Annotated in this window: 17 protein-coding genes; 12 read left to right on the top strand and 5 right to left on the bottom strand. The window is 61.1% G+C overall.

Features of this window, described 5'->3' with window-relative positions; all coding sequences use genetic code 11:
* Positions 1-46: 46 nt before the first annotated feature.
* Complete coding sequence (locus RA20_RS09350; RefSeq protein ID WP_039127266.1) at positions 47-565, top strand: TetR/AcrR family transcriptional regulator; 519 nt, start codon at positions 47-49, stop codon at positions 563-565.
* An 82-nt stretch (positions 566-647) separates the two neighbouring features.
* Positions 648-1,460 carry a response regulator gene (locus RA20_RS24610; RefSeq protein ID WP_052248913.1) on the top strand — a complete coding sequence of 271 codons (813 nt, stop codon included), beginning with the start codon at positions 648-650 and terminating at the stop codon, positions 1,458-1,460.
* Here RA20_RS24610 and RA20_RS09340 read toward each other — a convergent pair.
* Together RA20_RS09340 and RA20_RS09335 are read right to left on the bottom strand one after the other, a co-directional pair.
* On the bottom strand, positions 1,442-4,138 hold the full coding sequence (locus RA20_RS09340) for an ATP-binding protein (protein ID WP_152618469.1): 2,697 nt from the start codon (positions 4,136-4,138) through the stop codon (positions 1,442-1,444). The genes RA20_RS24610 and RA20_RS09340 overlap by 19 nt on opposite strands.
* A gap of 20 nt (positions 4,139-4,158) precedes the next feature.
* On the bottom strand, positions 4,159-4,911 hold the full coding sequence (locus tag RA20_RS09335) for a substrate-binding periplasmic protein (protein WP_039127261.1): 753 nt from the start codon (positions 4,909-4,911) through the stop codon (positions 4,159-4,161).
* A gap of 230 nt (positions 4,912-5,141) precedes the next feature.
* Between RA20_RS09335 and RA20_RS09330 the strand changes: the two genes are divergently transcribed.
* From RA20_RS09330 to RA20_RS09320, 3 genes are all read left to right on the top strand, one after another.
* Positions 5,142-6,110, top strand: a complete 969-nt coding sequence (locus tag RA20_RS09330; protein WP_039127258.1) for a TAXI family TRAP transporter solute-binding subunit — start codon at positions 5,142-5,144, stop codon at positions 6,108-6,110.
* A 30-nt stretch (positions 6,111-6,140) separates the two neighbouring features.
* Positions 6,141-8,810 (top strand): TRAP transporter permease, encoded by a 2,670-nt coding sequence (locus tag RA20_RS09325; protein WP_082017969.1) that lies wholly within the window; start codon positions 6,141-6,143, stop codon positions 8,808-8,810.
* Between the two features lie 545 nt (positions 8,811-9,355).
* Positions 9,356-10,741, top strand: a complete 1,386-nt coding sequence (locus tag RA20_RS09320; protein ID WP_039127252.1) for a DUF3179 domain-containing (seleno)protein — start codon at positions 9,356-9,358, stop codon at positions 10,739-10,741.
* A gap of 424 nt (positions 10,742-11,165) precedes the next feature.
* Here RA20_RS09320 and RA20_RS09315 read toward each other — a convergent pair whose 3' ends face one another.
* Positions 11,166-11,642, bottom strand: coding sequence for an Lrp/AsnC family transcriptional regulator (locus RA20_RS09315; protein WP_039127249.1), 477 nt, complete (start codon positions 11,640-11,642; stop codon positions 11,166-11,168).
* Positions 11,643-11,782: 140 nt separating this feature from the next.
* On the opposite strand from RA20_RS09315, the gene RA20_RS09310 reads away from it, so the two are divergent.
* Both RA20_RS09310 and RA20_RS24970 read left to right on the top strand, forming a co-directional pair.
* Complete coding sequence (locus RA20_RS09310) at positions 11,783-12,817, top strand: zinc-dependent alcohol dehydrogenase family protein (RefSeq protein WP_039127246.1); 1,035 nt, start codon at positions 11,783-11,785, stop codon at positions 12,815-12,817.
* 3 nt (positions 12,818-12,820) lie between these two features.
* Positions 12,821-13,195 carry a pyrroline-5-carboxylate reductase family protein gene (locus tag RA20_RS24970; RefSeq protein WP_342586148.1) on the top strand — a complete coding sequence of 125 codons (375 nt, stop codon included), beginning with the start codon at positions 12,821-12,823 and terminating at the stop codon, positions 13,193-13,195.
* Positions 13,196-13,459: 264 nt separating this feature from the next.
* On the opposite strand, the gene RA20_RS09300 is transcribed toward RA20_RS24970, so the two are convergent.
* Entirely contained in the window at positions 13,460-14,365 is a 906-nt protein-coding gene (locus tag RA20_RS09300) for a LysR family transcriptional regulator (protein ID WP_039127241.1), read from the bottom strand.
* 99 nt (positions 14,366-14,464) lie between these two features.
* Here RA20_RS09300 and RA20_RS09295 point away from each other — a divergent pair, with 99 nt between their 5' ends.
* The 5 genes from RA20_RS09295 to RA20_RS09275 all read left to right on the top strand — a co-directional run bounded on the left by RA20_RS09295 (position 14,465) and on the right by RA20_RS09275 (position 20,287).
* Entirely contained in the window at positions 14,465-15,613 is a 1,149-nt protein-coding gene (locus RA20_RS09295; RefSeq protein WP_039127238.1) for a DSD1 family PLP-dependent enzyme, read from the top strand.
* A gap of 9 nt (positions 15,614-15,622) precedes the next feature.
* Complete coding sequence (locus tag RA20_RS09290) at positions 15,623-16,537, top strand: ornithine cyclodeaminase family protein (RefSeq protein ID WP_039127235.1); 915 nt, start codon at positions 15,623-15,625, stop codon at positions 16,535-16,537.
* Positions 16,538-16,870: 333 nt separating this feature from the next.
* The gene (locus tag RA20_RS09285; protein WP_052248912.1) at positions 16,871-17,791 is read left to right on the top strand and encodes a LysR substrate-binding domain-containing protein; all 921 of its coding nucleotides are present in this window, start codon (positions 16,871-16,873) and stop codon (positions 17,789-17,791) included.
* Positions 17,792-17,861: 70 nt separating this feature from the next.
* Positions 17,862-18,728, top strand: a complete 867-nt coding sequence (locus RA20_RS09280) for a formylglycine-generating enzyme family protein (protein WP_039127233.1) — start codon at positions 17,862-17,864, stop codon at positions 18,726-18,728.
* On the top strand, positions 18,725-20,287 hold the full coding sequence (locus RA20_RS09275; RefSeq protein WP_039127230.1) for a sulfatase-like hydrolase/transferase: 1,563 nt from the start codon (positions 18,725-18,727) through the stop codon (positions 20,285-20,287). Before RA20_RS09280 ends, RA20_RS09275 begins: the two co-directional genes overlap by 4 nt.
* 446 nt (positions 20,288-20,733) lie before the next feature.
* Here the strand turns inward: RA20_RS09275 and RA20_RS09270 are convergent, their stop codons facing one another.
* Positions 20,734-21,897 carry an S-(hydroxymethyl)glutathione dehydrogenase/class III alcohol dehydrogenase gene (locus tag RA20_RS09270; RefSeq protein WP_039127228.1) on the bottom strand — a complete coding sequence of 388 codons (1,164 nt, stop codon included), beginning with the start codon at positions 21,895-21,897 and terminating at the stop codon, positions 20,734-20,736.
* Positions 21,898-21,899 lie beyond the last annotated feature (2 nt).

Here is a 21,899-nt window from a genome sequence, read left to right as displayed (position 1 = left end):
ACCATTCTACTTGCATTGGTAGAATGAACATTTTACACGGTCAAGCATGACGGATACCGCCACGAAAATTGCCGCCGGCCTGGAACAGGCGTTTGTCGAATACGGTTTTGCCGAACCCGCTGTTGAAGCCTTGCGGGAGGCTGCCGGGGTGAGCATGCGCACGCTTTACAAATATGTTCCGTCGCGCGGGGAGATGGTGCTGAGCGCGCTGGAGCACCGCCATCGCCGTTATCTGGCGCATGTGTTTGATGGCTTGCCGGAGGGCGGACCGGATGCGCTGGACGCGATCCTCAGCCGGATTGCACAGTGGATGGCTCAGGAGGCGCCCCGGGGGTGCCTGTTTCATGCAGCCGTTGCGGCGGCCCCTCAGGATGGCCGCCTGCGGGAACTGCTGAAGCGCCATAAGGGCGAAATAGCGTCCAGGGCTGCCCGCGCCGCCGGCCTGGAAGCCAGGGAGATGGATCTGTCGCTCATCTTTGAAGGGCTGACCCAGAGCTGGCCGCTGCATGGCGAGGAGGCGGTCCGCAGCGCCCGCCGGCTGGCGGACGGCCTCACTCCGGCCTGAAAGCGCGTCTCGGCAGGCGGTTTGCGCAAATGTCCCGATCCTCCCTTGAGCAGACGCAGGGTTTCGCGTCTGATGGCGCCTCATGAAGCATCTGAAAAAGAAACTGCCGCCGCTGACTTCGCTGGTGGCCTTTGAAGCGGCAGCCCGGCTTGGCACTTTCACTGCCGCCGCAGAAGAACTGAATGTCTCGCGCGAGGCGGTGAGCCGCCAAATCCGCACCCTTGAGACGCATCTTGGCGTGACGCTTTTCGAGCGCGACGCCAACCGGGCTGCGATGGGTCCGCTGGGTGAGCAGTTTTTCAGCACGGTGTCCCCCAATCTCTGGGCCATTGCCTCGGTGGCGCAGGAGCTGGCCGGTGAAACCGCAAGTCCGCCTACGGACGCGGCGGACCTGCTGCCGCCGGCTGACAGCGATGATCTGCCAACCCTGCTGATTGTCGATGACTCGCCCCAGAATATTCACCATTTGCATGGCCTGCTGTGCGACAGCTACCGGGTGATTGCGCAGACATCGGGGCAGGATGCGCTGTCTTACCTGTCGGGAGAAACTGCCGATCTGATCCTGCTGGATATCCGCATGCCGGGCATGGACGGTTATGAGACCTGCCGCCAGATCAAGGCAACTGCCAGCCTGGCCGGCATCCCGGTGATCTTCGTGACCAGCCTGGATGATCCCGGCGATGAAACCCGGGGACTGGAGCTGGGCGCCTGCGACTTTATCTCCCGCCCGGTGGTGCCGGCTGTGCTGCGCGCGCGCATCCGCACCCATATCGAGCTGCGCCAATCCAGCGCGGCCCTGGCGGATCTCTTGTCGCGGCGGGCCGACCGGTTGGAGCGGGCCGAAGGCATTCTGGCCCGCCTTGCCGGCGAGATCGATCAGTTCCGGTCGTCTTGAAGGTTTTGGGCGAGCGCCTCCAGCGCCGCTCGGGCTGAAGGAAAGTCTAACCGTTCCAATGCCTTGAGCAGTTCATCACCGGAGCTCTCAGGGGCGTTCACGCTGGCGGCCTGCACGAATTTTTCGGCGGCCCCCAACGCCGCAACATCGTTGCTTTCAATCAGCCGGGTCAATTGGGTGAGCGAGACCGCGGCAGATCCGATGCCGGCAGGCCTTGGCCCCTGGTCCGGCAAGGCCTGCAAAAGCTCTTGCATGACCGGAAGCAAGTCCTTTGCCTGCGCCTGTCCTGCTTCTGCCTGCGCTGCCAAACGGGCCAGCCCTTCTGCTCCGATGGTTCCGGCCGCGCCGCGGATCACATGCAGGAGTTCCGCAATTTCCGTGCTGCTTTGGGTGTTTCCCGGCTGGGACAGGCGCGAGATCCAATCCTCAAGCCGTTTGCGGAACCGCACCAGGTTCTGCTGGTAAAGCGCCTCGTCGCCGCCGGCATAGAACCGGCCCTTGGCGTGGTTGATACCCGGCTGCGGCTGGTTCCCCGGCAGAAGCTGCTGCAATGTCTCCTTCAGCCGCGCCGGGTCAATCGGCTTGGAAAGGAAGCCGGCAAACCCCGCGGCGGTGCAGCGCCGGTGCTCTTCCGATGTGGCGTTGGCCGAGGCCGCGACCACGGGCGGAAGTTGCGTGCCATACTCGGCTTTCAGAACCTGGAACGCCTGGTGGCCATCCATCAGGGGCATGTGCAGATCCATCAGGATCAGGTCCGGCAAGGCCTGGGCGGCCTGCTCGACCGCCTCCAGCCCGTTGCGGGCGGTGCGCACCTGCGCGCCCAAGCCTTCGACCAGAGCCACAAAGACCGACAGGTTGATACGGTCGTCTTCGACCACCAGCACGTCCCGGCCGGCCAGGGCGTCAGGCAGATCCGGCGTTTGATCCCTGCTGTGATCCAGCCCTTTCACGGCCGCCGCGAACTCCTGATGGGTCAGCGGCAGAGCAACAGGTTTGGGCTGCCGGTCCTGGCCGGGAACCGAAACACGGATAAAGCTGTCTTCGATGGCAACTTGAACCACGCTGGGATCCTCAACCACGGTGTATCCTGCGCGTTCGGCCATGATCCGGATTTGCTGCAGCGGTTTTGCCTGCCCCTGGAGGCTCAGCCTGCCGGCCTGTGGCCCGTCCGGGTCCGGCATCCGGCAGGGCAGTTCGACTTCCAGCGTGAAGCAGGACCCGTTTCCCTTGTCGCTTTCGACCTTCAGCTGCCCGCCCATCTGGCCGGCGAGCCGGTGGGCAATTGACAGGCCAAGCCCGGTGCCGCCGTATTCGCGCGTGGTTGAATTGTCGGCTTGCCCAAAGGGTTTGAAGATCTCCTCAAGCTGATCGGGTGAGATACCGATCCCGGTATCCCGAACCCCAAGGGTCAGCAGGGTTCTGCGGCCCGGACGCAGGCTGCAGCCGGCCTCCAGCTGGATTTCGCCCTGGCTCGTGAACTTCACCGCGTTGGAGGCGAAATTCATCATCACCTGCCTGAGGCGCAGCGGGTCGGCGCAGATTTCTCCGGGCAGGTCAGGGGCGTATTGCCAGCCAAGCCGCACCGGCTTGTCCTGCATCAGCGCCCTTGTCTGGGTCATCACCGTGTCCAGGAACCCATCCAGCGGAAACCAGACCTGTTCGAGGTTCAACTCGCCCGCTTCAATTTTGGAAAGATCCAGCACTGAGTCGATGTTCTGCGACAGATGAGCGGCGGCGGCGCGCATGTCGGTCAGGTGGCGGCGGGTCTGGTCGGTGTAGCCGTCACGCTGAAGGATTTCCGACAGGCCGATAATGGCGTTCATCGGGGTTCTGAGCTCATGGCTCATATTGGCGAGGAAGGTGGATTTGGCCTGCGAGGCCTCGACCGCTTCGTTGCGGGCGGTGACCAGCTCGCGGGTGCGCTCGTCAACCAGGCCCTGCAGATTGTCGCGGCTCTCTTCCAGCTCGCCCACGGTGCGGCGGAAGGCGCGGGCGAGGCGCGAGATCTCATCGCGGCGGCTGACGTCGAACAGTTTGCGGTCGCGGCCCTTGAGCTCGAACCGGTGGCCGTCGCGCACCCGCAGGGCGGCGGACTGCAGCCGGGCGATGGGGCGGATCACCGTTTGCTGCATGGCCAGAAAGATGACGGCGGTCACCAGCAGGGTTTGCAGGATGCTGGAGCCCAGTACCACAAAGCCGCGGGCCACCATTTCCGCCTGCACGCCGTGGAAGGAGAAGGTGACGTTCAGGCGGCCGATCTCGGACCCGTCACGGGGGCTGAGGAGCGCATAACGGTGGGTTTCGGCTTCGTTGCCGGGCATGCCCAGGAGGCGGGCGATCAGCGGCGGGCCGGCAGGCGGCGGATCGGCGGCAGACAAGTCGCCCAGGCCGGTGCTCTTGCGCAGCGCATCGGTCAGAAGCGGGTCTTCGATCCAGACTTTGGTGATCACCGGATCGGCCAGCAGACCAGCGAGAATGGCGCCGACGTCCGGCACGTCGACCTCCCAATAGGCGACTTCCGCCCGGGGCAGGGTGGCGCGCACCACCCGGTCGGCGTTCAGCCGCGCGGTCCCGACCCGCTGGCTGCTTTCGAGAACCAGGGTGAAAACGCCGAGGATCAGCCCCGAGAGCACCCCAAGCGCTGCTGCGGCGAGGGCAATCTTGGGGGTGATGCCCATTTTCTGAAAATGCAGCCGCCTCATCGGTTCAGCGCAGAGTGCATGATCTCCTGGATGCGGCCGCTTGCGTGCATTTCATCCAGGGCCTGCTGCAGGCGCCTAGCCTTTGCGGCGCCCTCGGCTGTGCGCGGGAAGGCGGCGTAGCGGCCCAGTTCCACCAGCGGGGTCGGCAGCACCCGCAGCTTGTCCCAGGCGTTCAGCTGCCGGGCGGTATAGGCGAGGGTGGCATGGCCGCCGACAATCACGTCCGAGCGGCCCAAGAGCAGTTTGCGGATGTTGTTGAAATCGTCCTGCGACATCTCGCGCCGGATGGCCGGGTTGCTGTCAAAGCTTTCCTCATAGGTGAAGCCCGCAACCAGGCCGACCACCATCCCGTCCAGTTCCGCAGGCGAGCGGATATCTTGCAGCGGGCTGTCGGCCCGGGTCACGTAGACTGAGCGGGTGGTGCGCAGCGGGCCGGTCAGGTGCCATTTTTCAAAGCGTGCAGTGGTCGGGGTGAGCTGGAACACCCCGTCGAACTTGCCGCCCTCAAAATCCAGAAGCATCCGTTTCCAGGGCACCGGGCGGTGGTCCAGCGTGACGCCGATCAGGGCGGCGGCCTCGTCCATGATCTGGACGTCGATACCGGTGAAAGTGCCATTGTCCATGTAGTTGAAAGGCGCAAAATCCTCCATCGCGCCCATCACCCAGGTTTCGGCAGCCGTGCTTGCGGGCCGCAGGGCGGCCAGCACCGTAACACAGGCCAGCAGGAGGGCGGAGAGTAGCCGGGTCATGGTCCGGGACAGCCTTTCATTCCAGTTGCACCGCAACTCTACGCGCGGCCCTTCCGGTGCGGCAAGGCGCAGGGGACGGCAGAAAAATTACGCTGGCAGCGGAATTTTTTCGTCTCTCACGCAGGCGGCCCCGGCGCTGCTACCCCAATGCGGCCAGCAAACCGGAGACTGCGGCGCCTGTGCGGAGTGCCTCAGACAACCGGTTGGATCAAGCAGACACGGAGGAAAACATGTCGAAAACCACGAAATTCATTGGCGCGGCCATTGCCCTGGCGCTGAGCGGCGGCTCGGCTGCGGCGGCGGAGCAGCAGTTTGTCACCATCGGCACCGGCGGCGTGACCGGGGTCTACTACCCCACCGGCGGCGCAATCTGCCGTCTGGTTAACAAGAACCGCAAGGAACACGGCATCCGCTGCTCGGTCGAGTCGACCGGCGGCTCGGTCTACAACGCACGCACCATCCGCTCCGGCGAGCTGGACTTTGGCGTGATCCAGTCCGACGTGCAGGTGAAATCGATCAACGGCACCGATCAGTTTGCCGAAGACGGCCCTTACGCCGGCCTGCGCTCGCTGTTCTCGGTGCATCCGGAGCCGATGCATGTGATGGCGCGTGCCGATGCCGGGATTGCCTCCACCGCCGATCTGAAGGGCAAGAAGGTCAACATCGCCAACCCCGGCTCGGGCACCCGCGTTCTGGCCGAAACCCTGATGAAATACGAAGGCCTGTCGGTTGACGATTTCACCCTGGCGGCGGAGCTGAAGTCCTCCGAACAGGCGGCGGCGCTGTGCGACGGCAAGATCGACGCGACTATCTGGGCCGCGGGCCTGCCGAACGGTTCGAGCCAGGAAGCGACCTCGACCTGCGATGTGAAGATCATCCCGCTGGCCGGTGCCGGCATCGAGAAGCTCTTGAACGAGAACACCGCCTATGCCGCGGCCACCATTCCCGGCGGCATGTATCCGGGCAACCCCGATGACCTGCCGTCCTGGGGCCCCAAGGCCACCATCGTGACCTCGGCTGAAGCCTCGGACGAGGTGGTCTATGAGGTGGTGAAGGCGATCTTCGAGAACTTCGATGCCTTCAAAAAGCTGCACCCGGCGTTTGCCAATCTGAATGAGTCCGAAATGGTCTCTGACGGGCTGACCGCGGAAATCCACCCGGGCGCTCTGAAGTACTACCAGGAGCGCGGCTGGAAGTAACGCCTGCGCCTTTGACTGCCCCCGCCCTGGATGCGGGGGCAGTTCGTTTCACCCCGGAAGACAACGAAGAGGGAGAGACCCGCCGTGACCGATGCAGCAACCCCGTCAAAGACATCGCCCCAGACCAGTGACGCTGGACTGGAGGACATTGTGGCCGAAGCCGATACCGGAGCGCGCGCGCCGAAGGGCCGGTTTTCCGCCAATATGCTGTGGTCGGTGCCGCTGGTGTGGTCCATCTACCAGCTGTGGATTGCCTCGCCGCTGCCGTTCATTCTGGGGGTTGGTGTCTGGAACGACACCCAGACCCGTGCCATCCACCTGGGGTTTGCAGTGTTTCTGGCCTTTGTGGCCTTTCCCGCCTTCCGTTCCAGCCCGCGGGACCGGATCCCGGCGCTGACCTGGCTGCTGGCCATTGCCGGTGCCATCAGTGCCTCGTACCTGGCGTGGGATTACGCCGGGGTGTCGTCGCGCACAGGTATTCCAAGCACGACGGATCTGGTGATGGCCGGCATCGGCATCCTGCTGCTGATGGAAGCCGCGCGCCGGTCGCTGGGCTTTCCGCTGATGGGAGTGGCGATCTTCTTTCTGGCCTATGTGTTCTTCGGCTCCTGGGACGGGCTGCCGGAGATGGTGCAGTGGAAGGGGGCCTCGTTCAACAAGGCGATGAGCCACCTGATGCTGACCACCGAAGGGGTGTTTGGTGTCGCACTTGGCGTGTCGTCGGGGTTTGTGTTCCTGTTTGTGCTGTTTGGCGCGCTGCTGAACCAGGCAGGGGCTGGCAATTACTTTCTGCAGCTGGCGTTCTCTGCCCTGGGCCACTTGCGCGGCGGGCCGGCCAAGGCGGCGGTGATCGCCTCGGCCGCGACGGGGCTGATTTCGGGATCTGCAATTGCCAATGTGGTGACCACCGGCACCTTCACCATTCCGCTGATGAAGCGGGTGGGGTTCAGCCCGGCCAAGGCGGGCGCGGTTGAAGTGTCTTCCTCCATCAACGGTGTGCTGACGCCGCCGGTGATGGGCGCGGTGGCCTTTCTGATGACCGAATACGTCGGCATCTCTTATGTGGAGGTGGTGAAAACCGCCATCGTGCCGGCCGCAATCTCTTACATGGCGCTGGTCTATATCGTGCATCTGGAAGCGCTGAAGATGGGCATGACCGGCACCTCGCGGATGCATCCGGTGAAGTTCATGCTGGGCGCGATTTTCATCATCGCCTCCTCGATCGTGATCGGCGGCGGCACGCTGTGGCTGACCGGGCTGCTGGTGGATCTGACCGAAGGGCTGATCGGGCCGGTCTCAACCCCGGTGCTGGTGGCGGTGCTGCTGGCGGCCTATGTCGCCGCGGTGCGCTATGCCGCGGCGCGGCCGGATCTGGAGACCAGCATCGACTCGATGCTGCATCTGCCGCCGGCGCGGGTGATCCTGAAGACCGGGCTGCATTACCTGCTGCCGATCTTCCTGCTAATGTATCTGTTGATGATCGAGCGGAAGTCGCCGGGTCTGTCGGCCTTCTGGTCCTCGGTCTTTATGCTGATGATCCTGCTGACGCAGGATCCGCTCAAGGCGTTCTTCCGCGGCACCGGCAGCCTGCGCGCGGCCTTTGATCATGGGTTTGCCCAGACGCTGGAAGGCATGATCACCGGTGCGCGCAATATGGTGGGGCTGGCCGCCGCAATGGGGCTGGCGGGCATCATCGTCGGCGCCGTGACGCTGACCGGGATCGGCCAGGTGATGGCGGAGTTTGTCGAGTTCCTGTCGGGCGGCAATCTGCTGGCGATGCTGTTCTTCGTCGCTCTGATTTCGATTGTGCTGGGGATGGGCCTGCCGACCACAGCCAACTACATTGTTGTGTCCTCGCTGATGGCCGGGGTTGTGGTTGAGCTGGGGGCACAGAACGGGCTGATCGTGCCGCTGGTGGCGGTGCATATGTTCTGCTTCTACTTTGGGATTATGGCTGATGTGACACCGCCGGTGGGGCTGGCCTCCTTTGCTGCCGCCGCGATTTCCAAAGGCGATCCGCTGAAGACCGGGTTCCAGGCGTTCTTTTATTCGATCCGCACCGCGCTGCTGCCGTTCCTGTTCATCTTCAACACCGATCTCTTGCTGATCGACGTGGGGCCGGTGCAGGCGGTGGTCGTCTTCGTCACCGCGCTGATTGCCATGCTGCTGTTTGCGGCGGGCACCATGGGTTATTTCCAGACCCGGTCCAAGCTGTGGGAAAGCGCGGCGCTGATCCTTTGTGCTTTCATCCTGTTCCGGCCGGACTTTTTCCTGAACCAGGTGGCGGATGAGTTTGAGATCCGCCCGGCCGCGGAGATCTATGCGCTTGCCGAAGGCGCACCGGACAACGCCAGCCTGCGGGTGCGGCTGGCAGGCGAAAGCCTGGAGGGCGACATGGTCGATGCGCGTTACCTGCTGCCGCTTGGCGCTGCGGGGGAGGGCGGGGAGGCCCGTTTGGCCAATGGCGCCGGGATCGAATTCCGTGCCGAGGAAGGCAGGTATCTTGTTGAGAACCTGACCTTTGGCGGGCCGGCCGAGCAGCTGAAGATCGACTTCGACTGGGAGGTTGTGGAGATCGAGGTTGAGGCGGACCGTCCGCCGCAGGAAATCTTCTACTTCCCGGCGCTGCTGTTGCTGGGTGGCATTTATGTGCTGCAACGCCGCCGCAAAATGAAGTCCGAACCGCAGGAGGCTGTGTAGGCTCCTGCTCGCACAGCCTTTGCTTGCGGGCGGTTACTTGCCTGGCTTGCCTGTGCGGCGCGGGCGGCGCATGCATCGCTGGACCGGGGGAGCCTTGATCGCGGCGGTTGCTCCGCACGTGGCAGGCCTGTGGATCACCAGCCCGCCAGATGTGGCCGATGCGCTTATGGCTGCATTCCGCGCGCGTTTCCGTCAGAGACTGCGCATCCGGTGCCGCGGTCATACTGCGGTTCCTGAAGCAAGGCCGGGCGATACCTTTGCCCTGTGGACCAAGGTGATCACACCACAGGGGCCGGATCTTCCCCAATGGAGCTGAAAGTCACGGGACGCGGCTTCTATGGCGCCCCCCGTGAACATACGCATTAAATGCGTTCTGCAGCGGTCCACAGAATATTGATGCAGGTGTGATTGGCCGCACAGCGTGTTTGAGCCTAGCCTCCTCGAACCTAGCCGCGTCTGCGCCGGGGCAATCTGACCACCGTTCCGGCTGTCACTGCCGCAGCCAGTAAGCATATTGAAACAGCATTCACACGAGAGGCCATCCCATGCCTACCGCAACCGGCTTTCCTTCCCGCGGTTTCTTGCTTGCGTCCTTCGTTGCGCTCTCTCTTTCCTGGTCTGCCGTTCCAAGCGCGCAGGAAGCGCGAGTCCTGCCGGACTATGTGATCGACGCTTTTGGCGCCCCGCCCGCAACTCCGGCAGGGCCGCTTTCCGGCAGCCTGCGTTCCGCCGTTCAGGTGGCCTTTGTTGACAGCCTCAAGCAGAAAGCCTGGGGGCCGGATCAAAACCTGGCGCTGGAGGAAATCACCGCGTCCGGCGACCCGCGGCTGGTCTGGATCATCAGTGATCTGCTCCGTTTCGTCTCTGAGCCCGGCATCAACGCGGCTCTGACCAGATCAGCTTCCAGCCTGCTGGACAAGAAACTGCCCAGACGCAATAGCTGGGGCGCCATCACCGACCACCTTATTGCATGGGACATTCCGGCGCCTCCAGACTACCTGTCCGTGAAACGCGCCATATTCACCAGCGTCATTCCCGGCTGGGACAGGATCTTTGCAGAGGGCGGGATCGACTGGCGGCTTGTCTCCTGGGGCGGCGTGATGATCGATGACCGCGCTTACGGCACTACAGACAGCACCTGCAATTGCATTCCCGCCGCTGACAATCCCGAGGTGAGCAGTGCTGAAGAAGCCATTTGGCTGAAAGACAGCGACATCGTCTTTGGAGTTGAGGTGAACGGTGAATACCGCGCCTATCCGCGGCGCATCATGGAAGTGCGCGAAATGGTGAACGACACCCTTGGCGGCCGGGATCTGGGCATTCCCTACTGCACGTTGTGCGGTTCAGCCCAGGCCTATTTCACGGATCAGCTGCCTGCGGGGATTGAGCGTCCGGTCCTGCGCACCTCGGGCCTGCTGATCCGATCCAACAAGGTCATGTATGACGTCAATACGTACTCAGTGTTCGATACATTTCTGGGCAAGGCCGTAACCGGCCCGCTGGCGAAGAGGAACCTGCAGCTGAAACAGGCCTCCGTCGTAACGACGGACTGGGGAACCTGGAAACGGGCACATCCCGAAACAACGGTGCTTGTGGAGGCGCTGGCGCTTGGCCGCAACTTTGACTTCCGGAACGGCCGGGACGCCAATGGCCCGATTTTCCCGGTCGGAGACGTCGACCCGCGCCTGCCGGTTCATGAAGATGTCATTGGCGTTGTGACGGCCTCAGGCAAACCTGTAGCCTTCCAGCGCAGCAAGGCGATAGCCGCACTGAAGCGCGGCAGCAGGATTTCCTATGAAAACGTCCGCCTGCAGCTTGAGGCCGGCGGCGTGAAGGCTGTTGATGCGAACGGTTCCGACCTGGGAAGCCATCAGGCATTCTGGTTTGCCTGGTCGCAGTTCCACCCTCAAACCGCCCTTTGGCCCAACTAAGGCGGCCCCAGGCAAACAGTCCTCGGATGCGCTGCGGTATCGCAGTATCAACAGGTCAGTATGCTTTGCGGCCCATTACGGACCTTCGATCTACCTTCACGTTGCTGCAGGCGCAGCCCGCTTCCCGGTGATTCACCGCGCGACCAAAATCTGGAGATGACCGAACTCACCGTCTGCGGGACCTTGCTGGCATTCGCTGCAAGTGCAGACTGGCCGCACTGAGTGTCCGCTTTGCGCAGGGAGTGCCCTTTGCAAACTCGGCCGTTAGATGCAGCCAGCCGAGATTTTATGCCGCGGCGCGGCCCGCCGTTCCTGCCGTTCGCTGCGGCTGCGATGATCTGGAGCCGGTGAATTTACACAGTGCGGGGCGACTATGCCTTTCGATGCATTTGCACGAATGTCCGCTGCTGGAATGGCGTATTGATCATCGCTCTGAAACACGCACAGGCAGCTTGCTCGACGCCTTCATTTCCTTAAGTGAAAGGTTTGAGCGAATGCTGGTCACACCAGGCAGGCGCCGCAAGGTGCTGTCAACAAAGGCGCTGTAGTCGTCCAGATCGCGAGCGACCACGATAAGTAAGAAATCGTCCTCCCCCGTGGTGTTATGGCAGGCGAGGATATTGGGCGTAACTTCGATAATGCGTTGGAATTCGGCTGTGGCAGTTTGATCGTGCTCTGAGCAACTCAGTTGAACGAAGGCCATGACGCCGAGCCCCAGCATTCGGCGATTGAGCTGGGCTTGGTAACCCTCGATGATGCCCATCTCTTCCAGTTTCTTCAGCCGCCGCCAACACGGCGTTTCGCTCATGTTGAGGTGCTCAGCTAGCTTGGCGTTGGTCATGCGCCCGTCGCTTTGAAGTAGTTCAAGAATCTGTGCGTTGACTGTGTCGATGCTGGGCAAGGTAAGAATGTCCTCAGTAATTCCAAGTGATGAGGTCTTTCTGCTCTAAGTAGTTCTAAAATGAGGCAGAATAGCAAGCTAATTTCGCCAGTGTTTGATAGCTTCCACTCAACCAGCCGATACAATCGAAAGACCCTGCCATGAAAGCTGTCCTGTTCGAGAAATTCCAAGAAGCCCCCAAGGTCGTGCGCGTAGCAGACCCGTCACCGGAACCGCACGGTGTCGTGCTTAAGGTCGAAGCCACCGGTGTGTGTCGCAGTGACTGGCACGGTTGGATGGGTCACGACAGTGACATAGAGCTTCCGCACATCCCCGGCCACGAACTGGCCGGTGTGGTCGAGGCGGTTGGCAAGGACGTGAAGAACTGGAACGTGGGCGACCGGGTCACAGTGCCGTTCGTCTGCGGTTGCGGGTCGTGCAGCGAATGTCATGCTGGTCAACAGCAAGTGTGTCTGCATCAGGAGCAGCCGGGCTTCACCCATTGGGGCAGCTTTGCAGAATACGTGCCGATCCATCAGGCTGACCTGAACTTGGTCGCTTTGCCTGCGGCAATGGATTTCGCCACTGCCGCCAGCCTGGGATGCCGGTTTGCCACGTCGTTCCGTGCGGTGATTGACCAAGGCAAGGTCTGTGCAGGACAGTGGGTTGCCGTGCATGGCTGCGGTGGCGTCGGTCTCTCTGCGGTGATGATTGCCAGTGCGGCGGGGGCGAATGTAATCGGCGTTGATCTGGACCCGGAAAAACTGGCGCTGGCCAAGGATCTCGGTGCGGTCGCGGCAATTGATGGCAAGGGCGACGTGGTCGACGCGATCGCAGAAATCACTAAAGGCGGTGCGCATGTCTCGCTCGATGCGCTTGGGCATCCGGCGACGATGACGAATTCGATCCTTTGCCTGCGCCCGCGTGGCAAGCATGTTCAGGTGGGCCTGATGCTGGGCGATCACGCGGCCCCCGCCGTGCCAATGCCTAAAATTGTGGGCCAAGAAATCGAGTTGCTCGGCTCTCACGGGATGCAAGCGCATCGGTATGGTGCGATGCTCGATATGGTCGAGAGCGGCAAACTAGACCCGGCCCGGCTGGTTGGCGACAAGATCAGCATCGGCGCGGCACCCGAGGCGCTCATGAACATGGACAAGTTCCAGTCCGTCGGCGCGACCGTCATCACGAGCTTCTGAGCTATAGACAAGACTGCATTCATCGGCGGTGGCAACATGGCGGCAGCCATCATTGGGAGCCAGATTGCAAGCAGGTGGGAGCCATCGCGGATCACGGTTGTCGATCCGAACGCCGAACAGCGGGTCCGGTTGGCAACTGAGCATGGTGTTCACAGGACAGACGATATGGCCAACCCCACGGCCGCAGACATCATCGTTCTGGAAATCAAACCTCAGGTCTTTACCGCTGTGGCCAAGCAGATGGATGCAGACCTGTCTGGCAAACTGATCCTCAGCATTGCCGCCTTCCGTCCCCCTTCCTTTGGAAAGGCAGTGGCCCAGGTGCAAGTGGCAAAGACACCCGCAAACGCCTGGGAAAAGAGTATTCCTTTGATTTAATGCAGTAGAAGGTTTTAGCACGGCCCCACTGAATGTCTGTTTATTCATTGCCTGCATTTTTGTGCTGCCCGTGCTGCGAACAACGGTTTTCCGCCCAACCGTCATGAGCGATCCAGGCAAAGACCACAGCAATAGGCGGTCTGCAGCCTTCGCTGCATCTTTGAAGAATGGCTGGATCCGGACAATCCAGAAGCCGGTAGAGAGACTATTGTGACAAGCGATGCTCATTGCACAAACGCCCGGTTCCGGCTTTGGTAAGGAAAGTCATCGCCAGGGAACAGACGACAGATGCGCGGTCAATGCGTCCAAAGTTTCCTGGACACGGGCGCTTCTGAGCGTTCTGGGGTTCAGTATTGCAACAATGTCGGCGTCCGGCAGGGCATAAGATTCTAAAACACGGTCAAGCCGGCCATCGGCAAGCTCTGCCGCCACATTCCATTCAGAGCGCTGGACAATCCCCATTCCAGCAACAGCCCAGGATTTGATCACCTCGCCATCATTGCTGGCAAAGGCGGGGCGAATACGGAGCGAATGGTGCTCACCGCATGCGCCAGTAACGCTCCACATGGTGACATCAGCCTGATCTTCGCGGATCACGCCGCAGGAATGGCTGTGCAAATCGCCGGGGTGCTTTGGCACGCCGTTGTGCGCAAGGTAAGCCGGCGAGGCACAGAGAAAACGCCGGTTCGAGGCAAGCTTCTTCTGGGTCAGGCTGGAATCAGCCAATTGCCCGATATGGACGATGATGTCCCAGTTGTCGGCTCTCGCTGCACCATAGGGGTCGTCGGACAGAACCAGGTCCGGTGTTATTTCCGGGAAGCTGCTTGTCAGGCTGACGACGGCGGGTGCGACATGTATTCGGCCAAAGCCGAGCGGGGCGATAATGCGCAACGGACCGCTGACCTGATGCCGGTGTGCAAGCATGTCTTCATTCAGCACGGCGAGGCGGTGAAGGATCTCGTCTGACCGGCGCAGCAGTGCTTCGCCTTCGGCGGTCAGAACCAGCCGGCCCCGGCCGCGCTCGATCAGCCGCAGCCCAAGCCGCCCTTCGATTTGCGCCAGCCGCTGGGACACCGCCGGCGCGCTGACATTCAGCGCTCTTGCGGCAGCAGCCAGAGAGGGCTCTGTTGTGAGAGCGGCAAAGAACCGGAGATCAGCGGATTCAAGCATTAAGTTCAACTTAATGAGTTTTGAAGATCTTGTTAATATCAATCAGGTGCCTGCTGATCCAGACTGCTTGCGAAGAAGAGCCAGCCGAATAGGATTGCCATGACGACCGCGGACCCGCGCCTTGACGCCCTGCAAACTCCGGCCCTGATCCTCGACGAATACCGGATGACCCGTAATATCCGCCGTCTTGCCAGCCATATCGCTTCGAAAGGGAGCAGCCTGCGCCCCCACCTGAAGACGGTGAAGTCCACTGACATCGCACGTCGGCTGCTCACGGATGGGACCGGCCCTGCAACCGTCTCAACCCTGACCGAGGCTGAGGTGTTTGCAGAAATGGGAGTGAAGGACATCATTTACGCTGTTGGCATCACGCCGCAGAAGCTGGAACGTGTCGCTGCCATTCGGGCCAAAGGATGCGATCTGACGGTCTTGCTTGACAGTGCTGAGCAGGCGCAGGCCGTTGCCGGCTTCTCGCAGCGTTCTGGGCAGGCGATCCCCGCGCTGATCGAGCTGGACTGCGATGGGCACCGCAGCGGGGTGGCCCCCGGCGATCCCGTCCTGATCGGGATCGGGCGTATCCTGCACGAAGGTGCTGCCGAACTGCGCGGGGTGCTGACCCATGCCGGGGAAAGCTACGAGGTTGCCGGGGAAGATGCCCATGCCTGGCTTGCCGAACTGGAACGGCAGGCTGCAGTTGGATCGGCGAACATGCTTCGGGACGCCGGTTTGCCCTGCCCGGTGGTCAGCATCGGCTCAACACCCACCGCGCATGCGGTTGAAGACCTTGATGGCGTAACGGAGGTGCGCGCCGGCGTCTACGCCTTCTTCGATCTGGTGCAGGCCGGGATCGGAGTATGCGGCATTGACGATATCGCCCTGTCGGTTCTGACCACAGTCATCGGGCACCAGCGTGACAAGGGCTGGGTCATTACGGATGCGGGCTGGATGGCGATGTCGCGGGACCGCGGAACGGCCGGGCAAGCCGTCGACCAGGGGTATGGCGCGGTCTGCGATGAAGTTGGCCAGCCGATTGAGGACCTGATTGTGATCAAAACGAACCAAGAGCACGGGATCATCGCCCGCCGCCCGGGAAACGACGCACCGTTGCCTGACTTGCCAGTGGGATCGCGGCTGCGCATTCTGCCAAACCATGCCTGCGCCCCCGCGGCGCAATTCCAGGCCTACAACGTACTCCCGCCGGTCCCCGGCGCCCCGCTCAGGACATGGCCCCGGTTCGGTGGATGGTAGGAGAGACCAATGAAATATGTGCCTGAAGAAGTATCTGCAAAACTTGCGTCCCACGAAATGGCTTATGACGCGGTCAAGGCCGCTTTGATCGCGGCCAGCCAAGGGGCGGCAGTCTTTCCGGTGGTGCTGGGGCACGGCAGCGACCCGTCCAATACCTATGCGGTGAAATCCTCAGCCGTTGGTGATCTTGCCGGGCTCAAAGTCGGCTCATACTGGCCGGGCAATGACGCCCAGGGAATGCCGCGGCACAATTCGATTATCATGCTGTTCGACCAAAGCTGCGGGCGTATCGGTGCGGCCGTGGAGGCAGGCAGGCTCAACGCATACCGCACAGCCGCCGCGGATGCAGTGGCCGCGGATGCGCTGGCGCGCCCGGATGCCGGCACGCTTGCTGTATTCGGCGCAGGCCATCAGGCAGAGTTCGAGGTGCGGGCACTTGCCAGAATTCGGGACCTGAACAGGGTGCTGGTGGTCACGCGCAACGCGGCAAAGGGGGAAGCCTTTGTGGCGGCATTGCAGGACGACGGTATTCCGGCAGAACTTGCCGAAGCCGAACCTGCCTGCCGCAGCGCGGACATCATCGTCGCCGTGACCCCCTCCACCGCGCCGCTTTTCGACGCCGGCTGGGTGCGGCCAGGAACGCACGTGGCTTCGATGGGCTCGGACTCCACCGGGAAACAGGAGCTGCCGGCGGCGCTCTTCGACCGTGCAAAGCTGTTTTGCGACCTTCCCGCCCAGTCTCGCATAATTGGCGAATTTCAGCATGCAAAGGAAGGCATGGAACTCACCGCAATTGGCGCGGTGCTGGCAGGAAAGGCTGCGGGAAGAGAGAATGCGGAGGAGATCACGGTATTCGACAGTTCCGGCCTGTCCGTACAGGACTTGTTTGTGGCCCGGGCTGTTCTAGAGCTTGCCGAAACGTGAAGAGCGAAGGCTTGGCATCTGATCAAAGGCTGATGCGGGCTTTGAGCTGTATCGCGGAGACGCAGTGAACTGAACGAATGCTGTCGCAGGCACGGATAATCGCTCGCCGCCAAAGACGGGCATGATTTCAGAACTTACGTTGCCTAAAGCGGACCTTTGACTGAATGAGGGATAGGTTAAATTTCAGGACAAGGTGCCTTTCTTTGCAGCTGGGGTTTCAGTCCGGTTTGGCGGGTTCTATCAAGCGGACGCATTTGAGTTCCCGCTCAAGACTCGGGGAACCCAAAGCGGATATTGGTGGACTTCCCGAGACATTTACCCCTAGAAAAAGTGATGAAGCGGCGCCCTATCGATATCGTCTCACTTGACGCTTTGCGGGTCTTTGAATGCGCCGCCCGGTTAATGAGTTTTTCCGCGGCGGCACAGGAGCTATCGGTCACGCAAGCCGCTGTCAGCCGGCGTATCAAGCAACTCGAGCACGTTTTGGGCTTTGACTTGTTTCATCGCAACGGGCGCCAGCTGTCATTGACCATCAAGGGCCAGCGGTTGTTTCTGCGAACACAGGCCTCGCTTGAGTTCCTCGGCGTGGAGCTGGACGACCTTACTGCTCAAAAGGCGACCTCAACTGTGCTGGTCGCCGCATCTGCTGCGGTTTCTCACTTGTGGCTGTCGTCGCGGCTGCGCCGCTTCAATGATCGCTATCCGGAAATTTCGGTTCGCCTGATTGTCTCCGACAATCTCAGCGAGCTTGCTCAGGCGGATAGTCAGCTGGCCCTCATACATTCAAGGGGAATGCATCCTAATTGGGCCCTTACCCACTTGTTTTCCGAACAATTGGTTCCTGTTGCAGCGCCCGCCTACTTGAAAACAATTGGGTACGGCAGAGACCCGTTGGATCTGCAGCCCAAGGACCTGGGTGAACTGGCTTTGTACGACTATCACCGCGCGGGCGTGCAAACGTTAACCCTGGGCGACTGGTTTGAAGAAAAAGCACCAGGTGTTCCCCGGAGCGCCCCCAGAGTTGTCTTCCCGACCTATATGATGGCAGTGGAGGCAGCTCTGCGCGGAGAAGGCATTGTCTTAGGCAGCCGCGCTTTGATCAAACCCTATCTGGAGAGCCGGGAATTGGTGGAGCTTACCCGCGACGTTATGAAGACTGGCTTCGGATATTACCTGGGCGTGCCCCGCCGGACCTCGGTGAGCGAAGCAGAAGAAACCCTTGCGAACTTCTTGCTGTCGGAGCGGCTCATATAACTTTTTGTGCAGGCAAACCCTGAGAATTTCTGAGATTTGGAACAGCTCTGCGGGGTGCTATGCCTGCCGTATGCTGACGATCAAACATCCAGAACCTTATGAAATCATCCCGCTCCAAGGCGGGCGGTTCCGGATGGGGGCCAAGCGCAGTTGCCAGAAGGACGATGGCGAGGAACCCATTCGCGCGATTACGGTGTCTGGCTTCAGAATGACGGCTTGCGCGATCACAAACCGTCAGTTCGAACGCTTCGCAGATGAAACTGGATATGTGACAACCGCCGAAGAATTTGGCTGGTCCTTTGTATTTGACCCGCAGAACGCAAGCCTGGACGTTCCAGGATCCTGGTGGCGCAAAACAAATGAGGCCAGCTGGCGCGCGCCCGCCGGAGCCGGGTCTGACCTGACAGGTCTCGAAGACCATCCTGTGGTGCATGTGTCCTGGCACGATGCCAAGGCGTTCGCGGATTGGGCCGGCGGCCGCCTGCCAACCGAGGCGGAATGGGAATTTGCGGGCCGGGGCGGGCTGGATCAGAAGCGCTACCCCTGGGGGGATGCCTCTCCGGTGGAAAAATTCCGCTGCAACATCTGGCGCGGCAAGTTTCCTCGCGAAAACACCTCCGCAGACGGGTTTGCTGCGACCTGCCCGGTCACTGCGTTCAAGCCCAACCGGTTCGGGTTCTACAACATGGTGGGAAATACTTGGGAATGGACGGCCGACTGGTTCAGCCGCGACTTCCACGTCCTGAGCGGCATCTCAAACGACCCTCAAGGCCCCCCGTTTGGCGAGGGCAAAGTGCTGAAGGGCGGCTCTCACCTGTGCCACAAATCTTACTGTGCCCGCTACCGGCTGTCTGCCCGCAGCGCCTCAGCCCCTGACATGACAACCGGACACATCGGTTTCCGGGTTGCATTCGAGCCAAAGGAGACCACCCCATGAAAGCCATCGTTGTCATGTTCGACACGCTCAGCAGGCACTTTCTCCCAAGCTACGGCAATGACTGGGTGCATGCCCCTAATTTCAAACGCCTGTCTGACCGGGCAGTGACGTTCGACACCTCTTATGTCTGTTCCATGCCCTGCATGCCCGCCCGCCGGGACTGGCACACCGGACGCCCCAACTTTCTCCACCGCAGCTGGGGACCGCTGGAACCCTTCGATGACAGCATGCCCAAAATGCTGAGCGACGCCGGTGTTCACACCCATCTGACCACCGATCACAACCACTATTTCGAAGACGGCGGGCTGAACTACCACACCCATTACACCACCTGGCAGTACTGGCGCGGTCAGGAGGGCGACCCTTGGATCGGTGATCTGAACGAGCCCGAAATCCCCAAAGGGGCCTTTGGCAAAAACGGGATCTATTCAGAGCCTGAGGTGTTTGAGGCCTACCGCAAGGTCTTCCCTGAGGAAAGCGACAAGGCAATGGACCGGCTACGCTATCTGACCCGCCAGGACTGGGTCAACCGCGGCTTTATGAATGTCGAGGAAAACCAGCCGCAGGCGCGGACCTTCAAGGCGGGGCTCGACTTCATTGAACGGAACGCAGCGCAGGACAACTGGATGCTGCATATCGAAACCTTCGATCCGCATGAGCCCTTCTATACGCTCGACCGCTACAAGGAGCTGTATAAGGAGCATTACGACAATTACGACGGCCCGTTCTTTGACTGGCCGATGTATGCGCGCACAACGGATCATCCCGAAGAGAACAAGCATCTCCGTGTCGAATACGCTGCCCTTGTCAGCATGTGCGACGAGTATCTGGGCAAAGTCATGGACATGATGGACGACAAAGGGCTGTGGGACGACACCATGCTGATCGTCTGGACCGACCATGGCTTCCTGCTGGGCGAGCACGACTGGTGGGGCAAGATGTCGATGCCGATGTATCAGGAAATTGCCCACACGCCGTTCTTCATCTGGGATCCGCGCGTCAAGGCTGCGGGCGAACGGCGCCAGGCGCTGGTGCAGCCCTCGATCGATCTTGCGCCTACCCTGCTGAACTTCTTTGGGCAGCAGCCGACCAAGGACATGATCGGCAAGGATCTGGCCGGGGTGATCAAAAATGATACCCCGGTCCGGGACGCCGCGATTTTCGGCATGCATGGGGCTCACGTGAACATCACAGACGGCCGCTATGTTTATATGCGGGCACCGCAAAACGCGGACAACAAGCCGCTCTATCAATACACCCTGATGCCCACGCATATGCGCGCCCATTTCGCAGTTGAGGATTTCGCCGATCTGCAGACTGCCGAACCCTTTTCATTTCAGAAGGGGGCGAAAACGATGAAGATCGAAAATGTCACCTGGGTGGCACGCGACAAGCAATTCGACACGATGCTTTGGGATACTGAGAGCGATCCGGCACAGGCCCGCCCCCTGGCCGACACGGATACCGAGGAGCGTCTCAAAACCCGGATGATTACTCTGATGAAAGAGGCAGACAGTCCCGAGGAGCAATTTGAACGGTTGCGACTGAAGGCAATGTGAAATCGCTTGTATCAGCTAAGCTTGAACCGATGGGACGGCCTATGATCGGAAGATTGCCCTGAGGCTTTGGGAAGTAAGGCTCCATCTGCGCATCGCTCAGCCTAATGAGATCAGCCATGCCACCGCTCGATTCTCGACCGGAGAGTCAGGACGATCAACCGAAATCATTGGGGCCTGCCCCTAAGCCGGGAGTGCTTTGGCAACATGCGGCAGCGCTAATTCACAGAGCGAGGCCTATGTCGGCTTTTTCTCAAAACAGCATGTAAATCGAGGCCGCAGCGAATGACCGGTTTCCGCTCCAAGCTGACGCATTCGAACCGAAAATAGGAAAGCCAGCGCCAAAATCAAAACTGCCTGGAAACGAGTGCTGAACTGAAAGAGGGCTCGTTATGCAAGGCGTCCACCAAGCAGCAGTCCGCAGCCGCGAGGCTGCGGAGTCTAGTTGGTCAGACCGGGACGATGACGCCGGGAAGATCGTTCACAAGCATCGTGTCATTCGGCTGGAAATGGATGACTGACCGGATCGACTTACCCGTGTGCAGCAGGTCAAAGGCAGTGTTGATCTGGCCGTGCGTCATATTGTGGGTGATATAGGGGTCGACGTCGAAGTCGCCGCGCAGCCATTCATCCACCATGCCTGGCAGTTCGCTGCGGCCCAGCACGCCGCCGAAAGCGGAGCCGCGCCAGACACGGCCGGTGACCAGCTGGAAAGGACGCGTGGCAATTTCCTCACCTGCGCCAGCCACGCCGATCACCGTGCATTCGCCCCAGCCCTTATGGCAGCACTCTAGTGCCGCGCGCATCACATCGACGTTGCCAATGCATTCAAAGGAATAGTCGACGCCGCCATTGGTCATCTCGACAATGACATCCTGGATCGGCTGCGGGAAATCAGCGGGGTTGATGCACTCGGTCGCGCCAAGATTTTGGGCAAGCGGGAACTTGTTCGGGTTGGTGTCGATGCCGATGATACGGCTCGCGCCAACCATTTTGGCGCCTTGGATCGCGGCCATGCCCACCGCGCCGAGGCCAAAGATCGCCACGGTCGAACCCGGCTCGACCTTTGCCGTATTGCGCACAGCGCCGATGCCGGTGGGGACGGCACAGCCCATGACGCTCGCCTTGGACAGCGGCGCTTCCTTCGAGATTTTAGCTACCGCGATCTCGGGCAGGACGGTGTATTCGCTGAAGGTCGACGTGCCCATGTAGTGATGGATCATCTTGCCTTTGTAAGAGAACCGCGAGGTTCCGTCGGGCATCAGCCCCTGGCCCTGGGTCTTGCGGATCGTCTGGCAGAGGTTGGTCTTGCCGGACATAATAAACGGACAGTCGGGATCCTCGGGAGTGTAGAGAGGGATCACATGGTCGCCAGGCACCACGGAAGTCACGCCGCGGCCGACTTCCTCGACGACACCCACGCCTTCATGGCCTAGAACCGCGGGAAACAGCCCCTCGGGATCGCGGCCCGACAAGGTGAACATATCGGTGTGGCACAGGCTGGTAGTCACGATGCGAACCAGGACTTCCCCTTCCTTGGGGCCTTCCAGATCGATTTCCTCGATCTCCAAGGGCCGGTTGGGTTCCCAGGCAATGGCTGCACGGGTCTTCATGG

It is taken from the genome of Leisingera sp. ANG-Vp (assembly GCF_000813725.1).
Lineage (GTDB): Bacteria > Pseudomonadota > Alphaproteobacteria > Rhodobacterales > Rhodobacteraceae > Leisingera.
This window is presented reverse-complemented; position numbering and strand designations above follow the sequence as displayed.

What these genes read in the sequence shown, in the direction of transcription:
- RA20_RS09350 (WP_039127266.1), top strand. Translation starts at nt 47, where the DNA reads ATGACGGATACCGCCACGAAAATTGCCGCCGGCCTGGAACAGGCGTTT.
- RA20_RS24610 (WP_052248913.1), top strand. Translation starts at nt 648, where the DNA reads ATGAAGCATCTGAAAAAGAAACTGCCGCCGCTGACTTCGCTGGTGGCC.
- RA20_RS09340 (WP_152618469.1), bottom strand. Translation starts at nt 4,138, where the DNA reads ATGGGCATCACCCCCAAGATTGCCCTCGCCGCAGCAGCGCTTGGGGTG.
- RA20_RS09335 (WP_039127261.1), bottom strand. Translation starts at nt 4,911, where the DNA reads ATGACCCGGCTACTCTCCGCCCTCCTGCTGGCCTGTGTTACGGTGCTG.
- RA20_RS09330 (WP_039127258.1), top strand. Translation starts at nt 5,142, where the DNA reads ATGTCGAAAACCACGAAATTCATTGGCGCGGCCATTGCCCTGGCGCTG.
- RA20_RS09325 (WP_082017969.1), top strand. Translation starts at nt 6,141, where the DNA reads ATGCGGGGGCAGTTCGTTTCACCCCGGAAGACAACGAAGAGGGAGAGA.
- RA20_RS09320 (WP_039127252.1), top strand. Translation starts at nt 9,356, where the DNA reads ATGCCTACCGCAACCGGCTTTCCTTCCCGCGGTTTCTTGCTTGCGTCC.
- RA20_RS09310 (WP_039127246.1), top strand. Translation starts at nt 11,783, where the DNA reads ATGAAAGCTGTCCTGTTCGAGAAATTCCAAGAAGCCCCCAAGGTCGTG.
- RA20_RS09300 (WP_039127241.1), bottom strand. Translation starts at nt 14,365, where the DNA reads ATGCTTGAATCCGCTGATCTCCGGTTCTTTGCCGCTCTCACAACAGAG.
- RA20_RS09295 (WP_039127238.1), top strand. Translation starts at nt 14,465, where the DNA reads ATGACGACCGCGGACCCGCGCCTTGACGCCCTGCAAACTCCGGCCCTG.
- RA20_RS09290 (WP_039127235.1), top strand. Translation starts at nt 15,623, where the DNA reads ATGAAATATGTGCCTGAAGAAGTATCTGCAAAACTTGCGTCCCACGAA.
- RA20_RS09285 (WP_052248912.1), top strand. Translation starts at nt 16,871, where the DNA reads ATGAAGCGGCGCCCTATCGATATCGTCTCACTTGACGCTTTGCGGGTC.
- RA20_RS09280 (WP_039127233.1), top strand. Translation starts at nt 17,862, where the DNA reads ATGCTGACGATCAAACATCCAGAACCTTATGAAATCATCCCGCTCCAA.
- RA20_RS09275 (WP_039127230.1), top strand. Translation starts at nt 18,725, where the DNA reads ATGAAAGCCATCGTTGTCATGTTCGACACGCTCAGCAGGCACTTTCTC.
- RA20_RS09270 (WP_039127228.1), bottom strand. Translation starts at nt 21,897, where the DNA reads ATGAAGACCCGTGCAGCCATTGCCTGGGAACCCAACCGGCCCTTGGAG.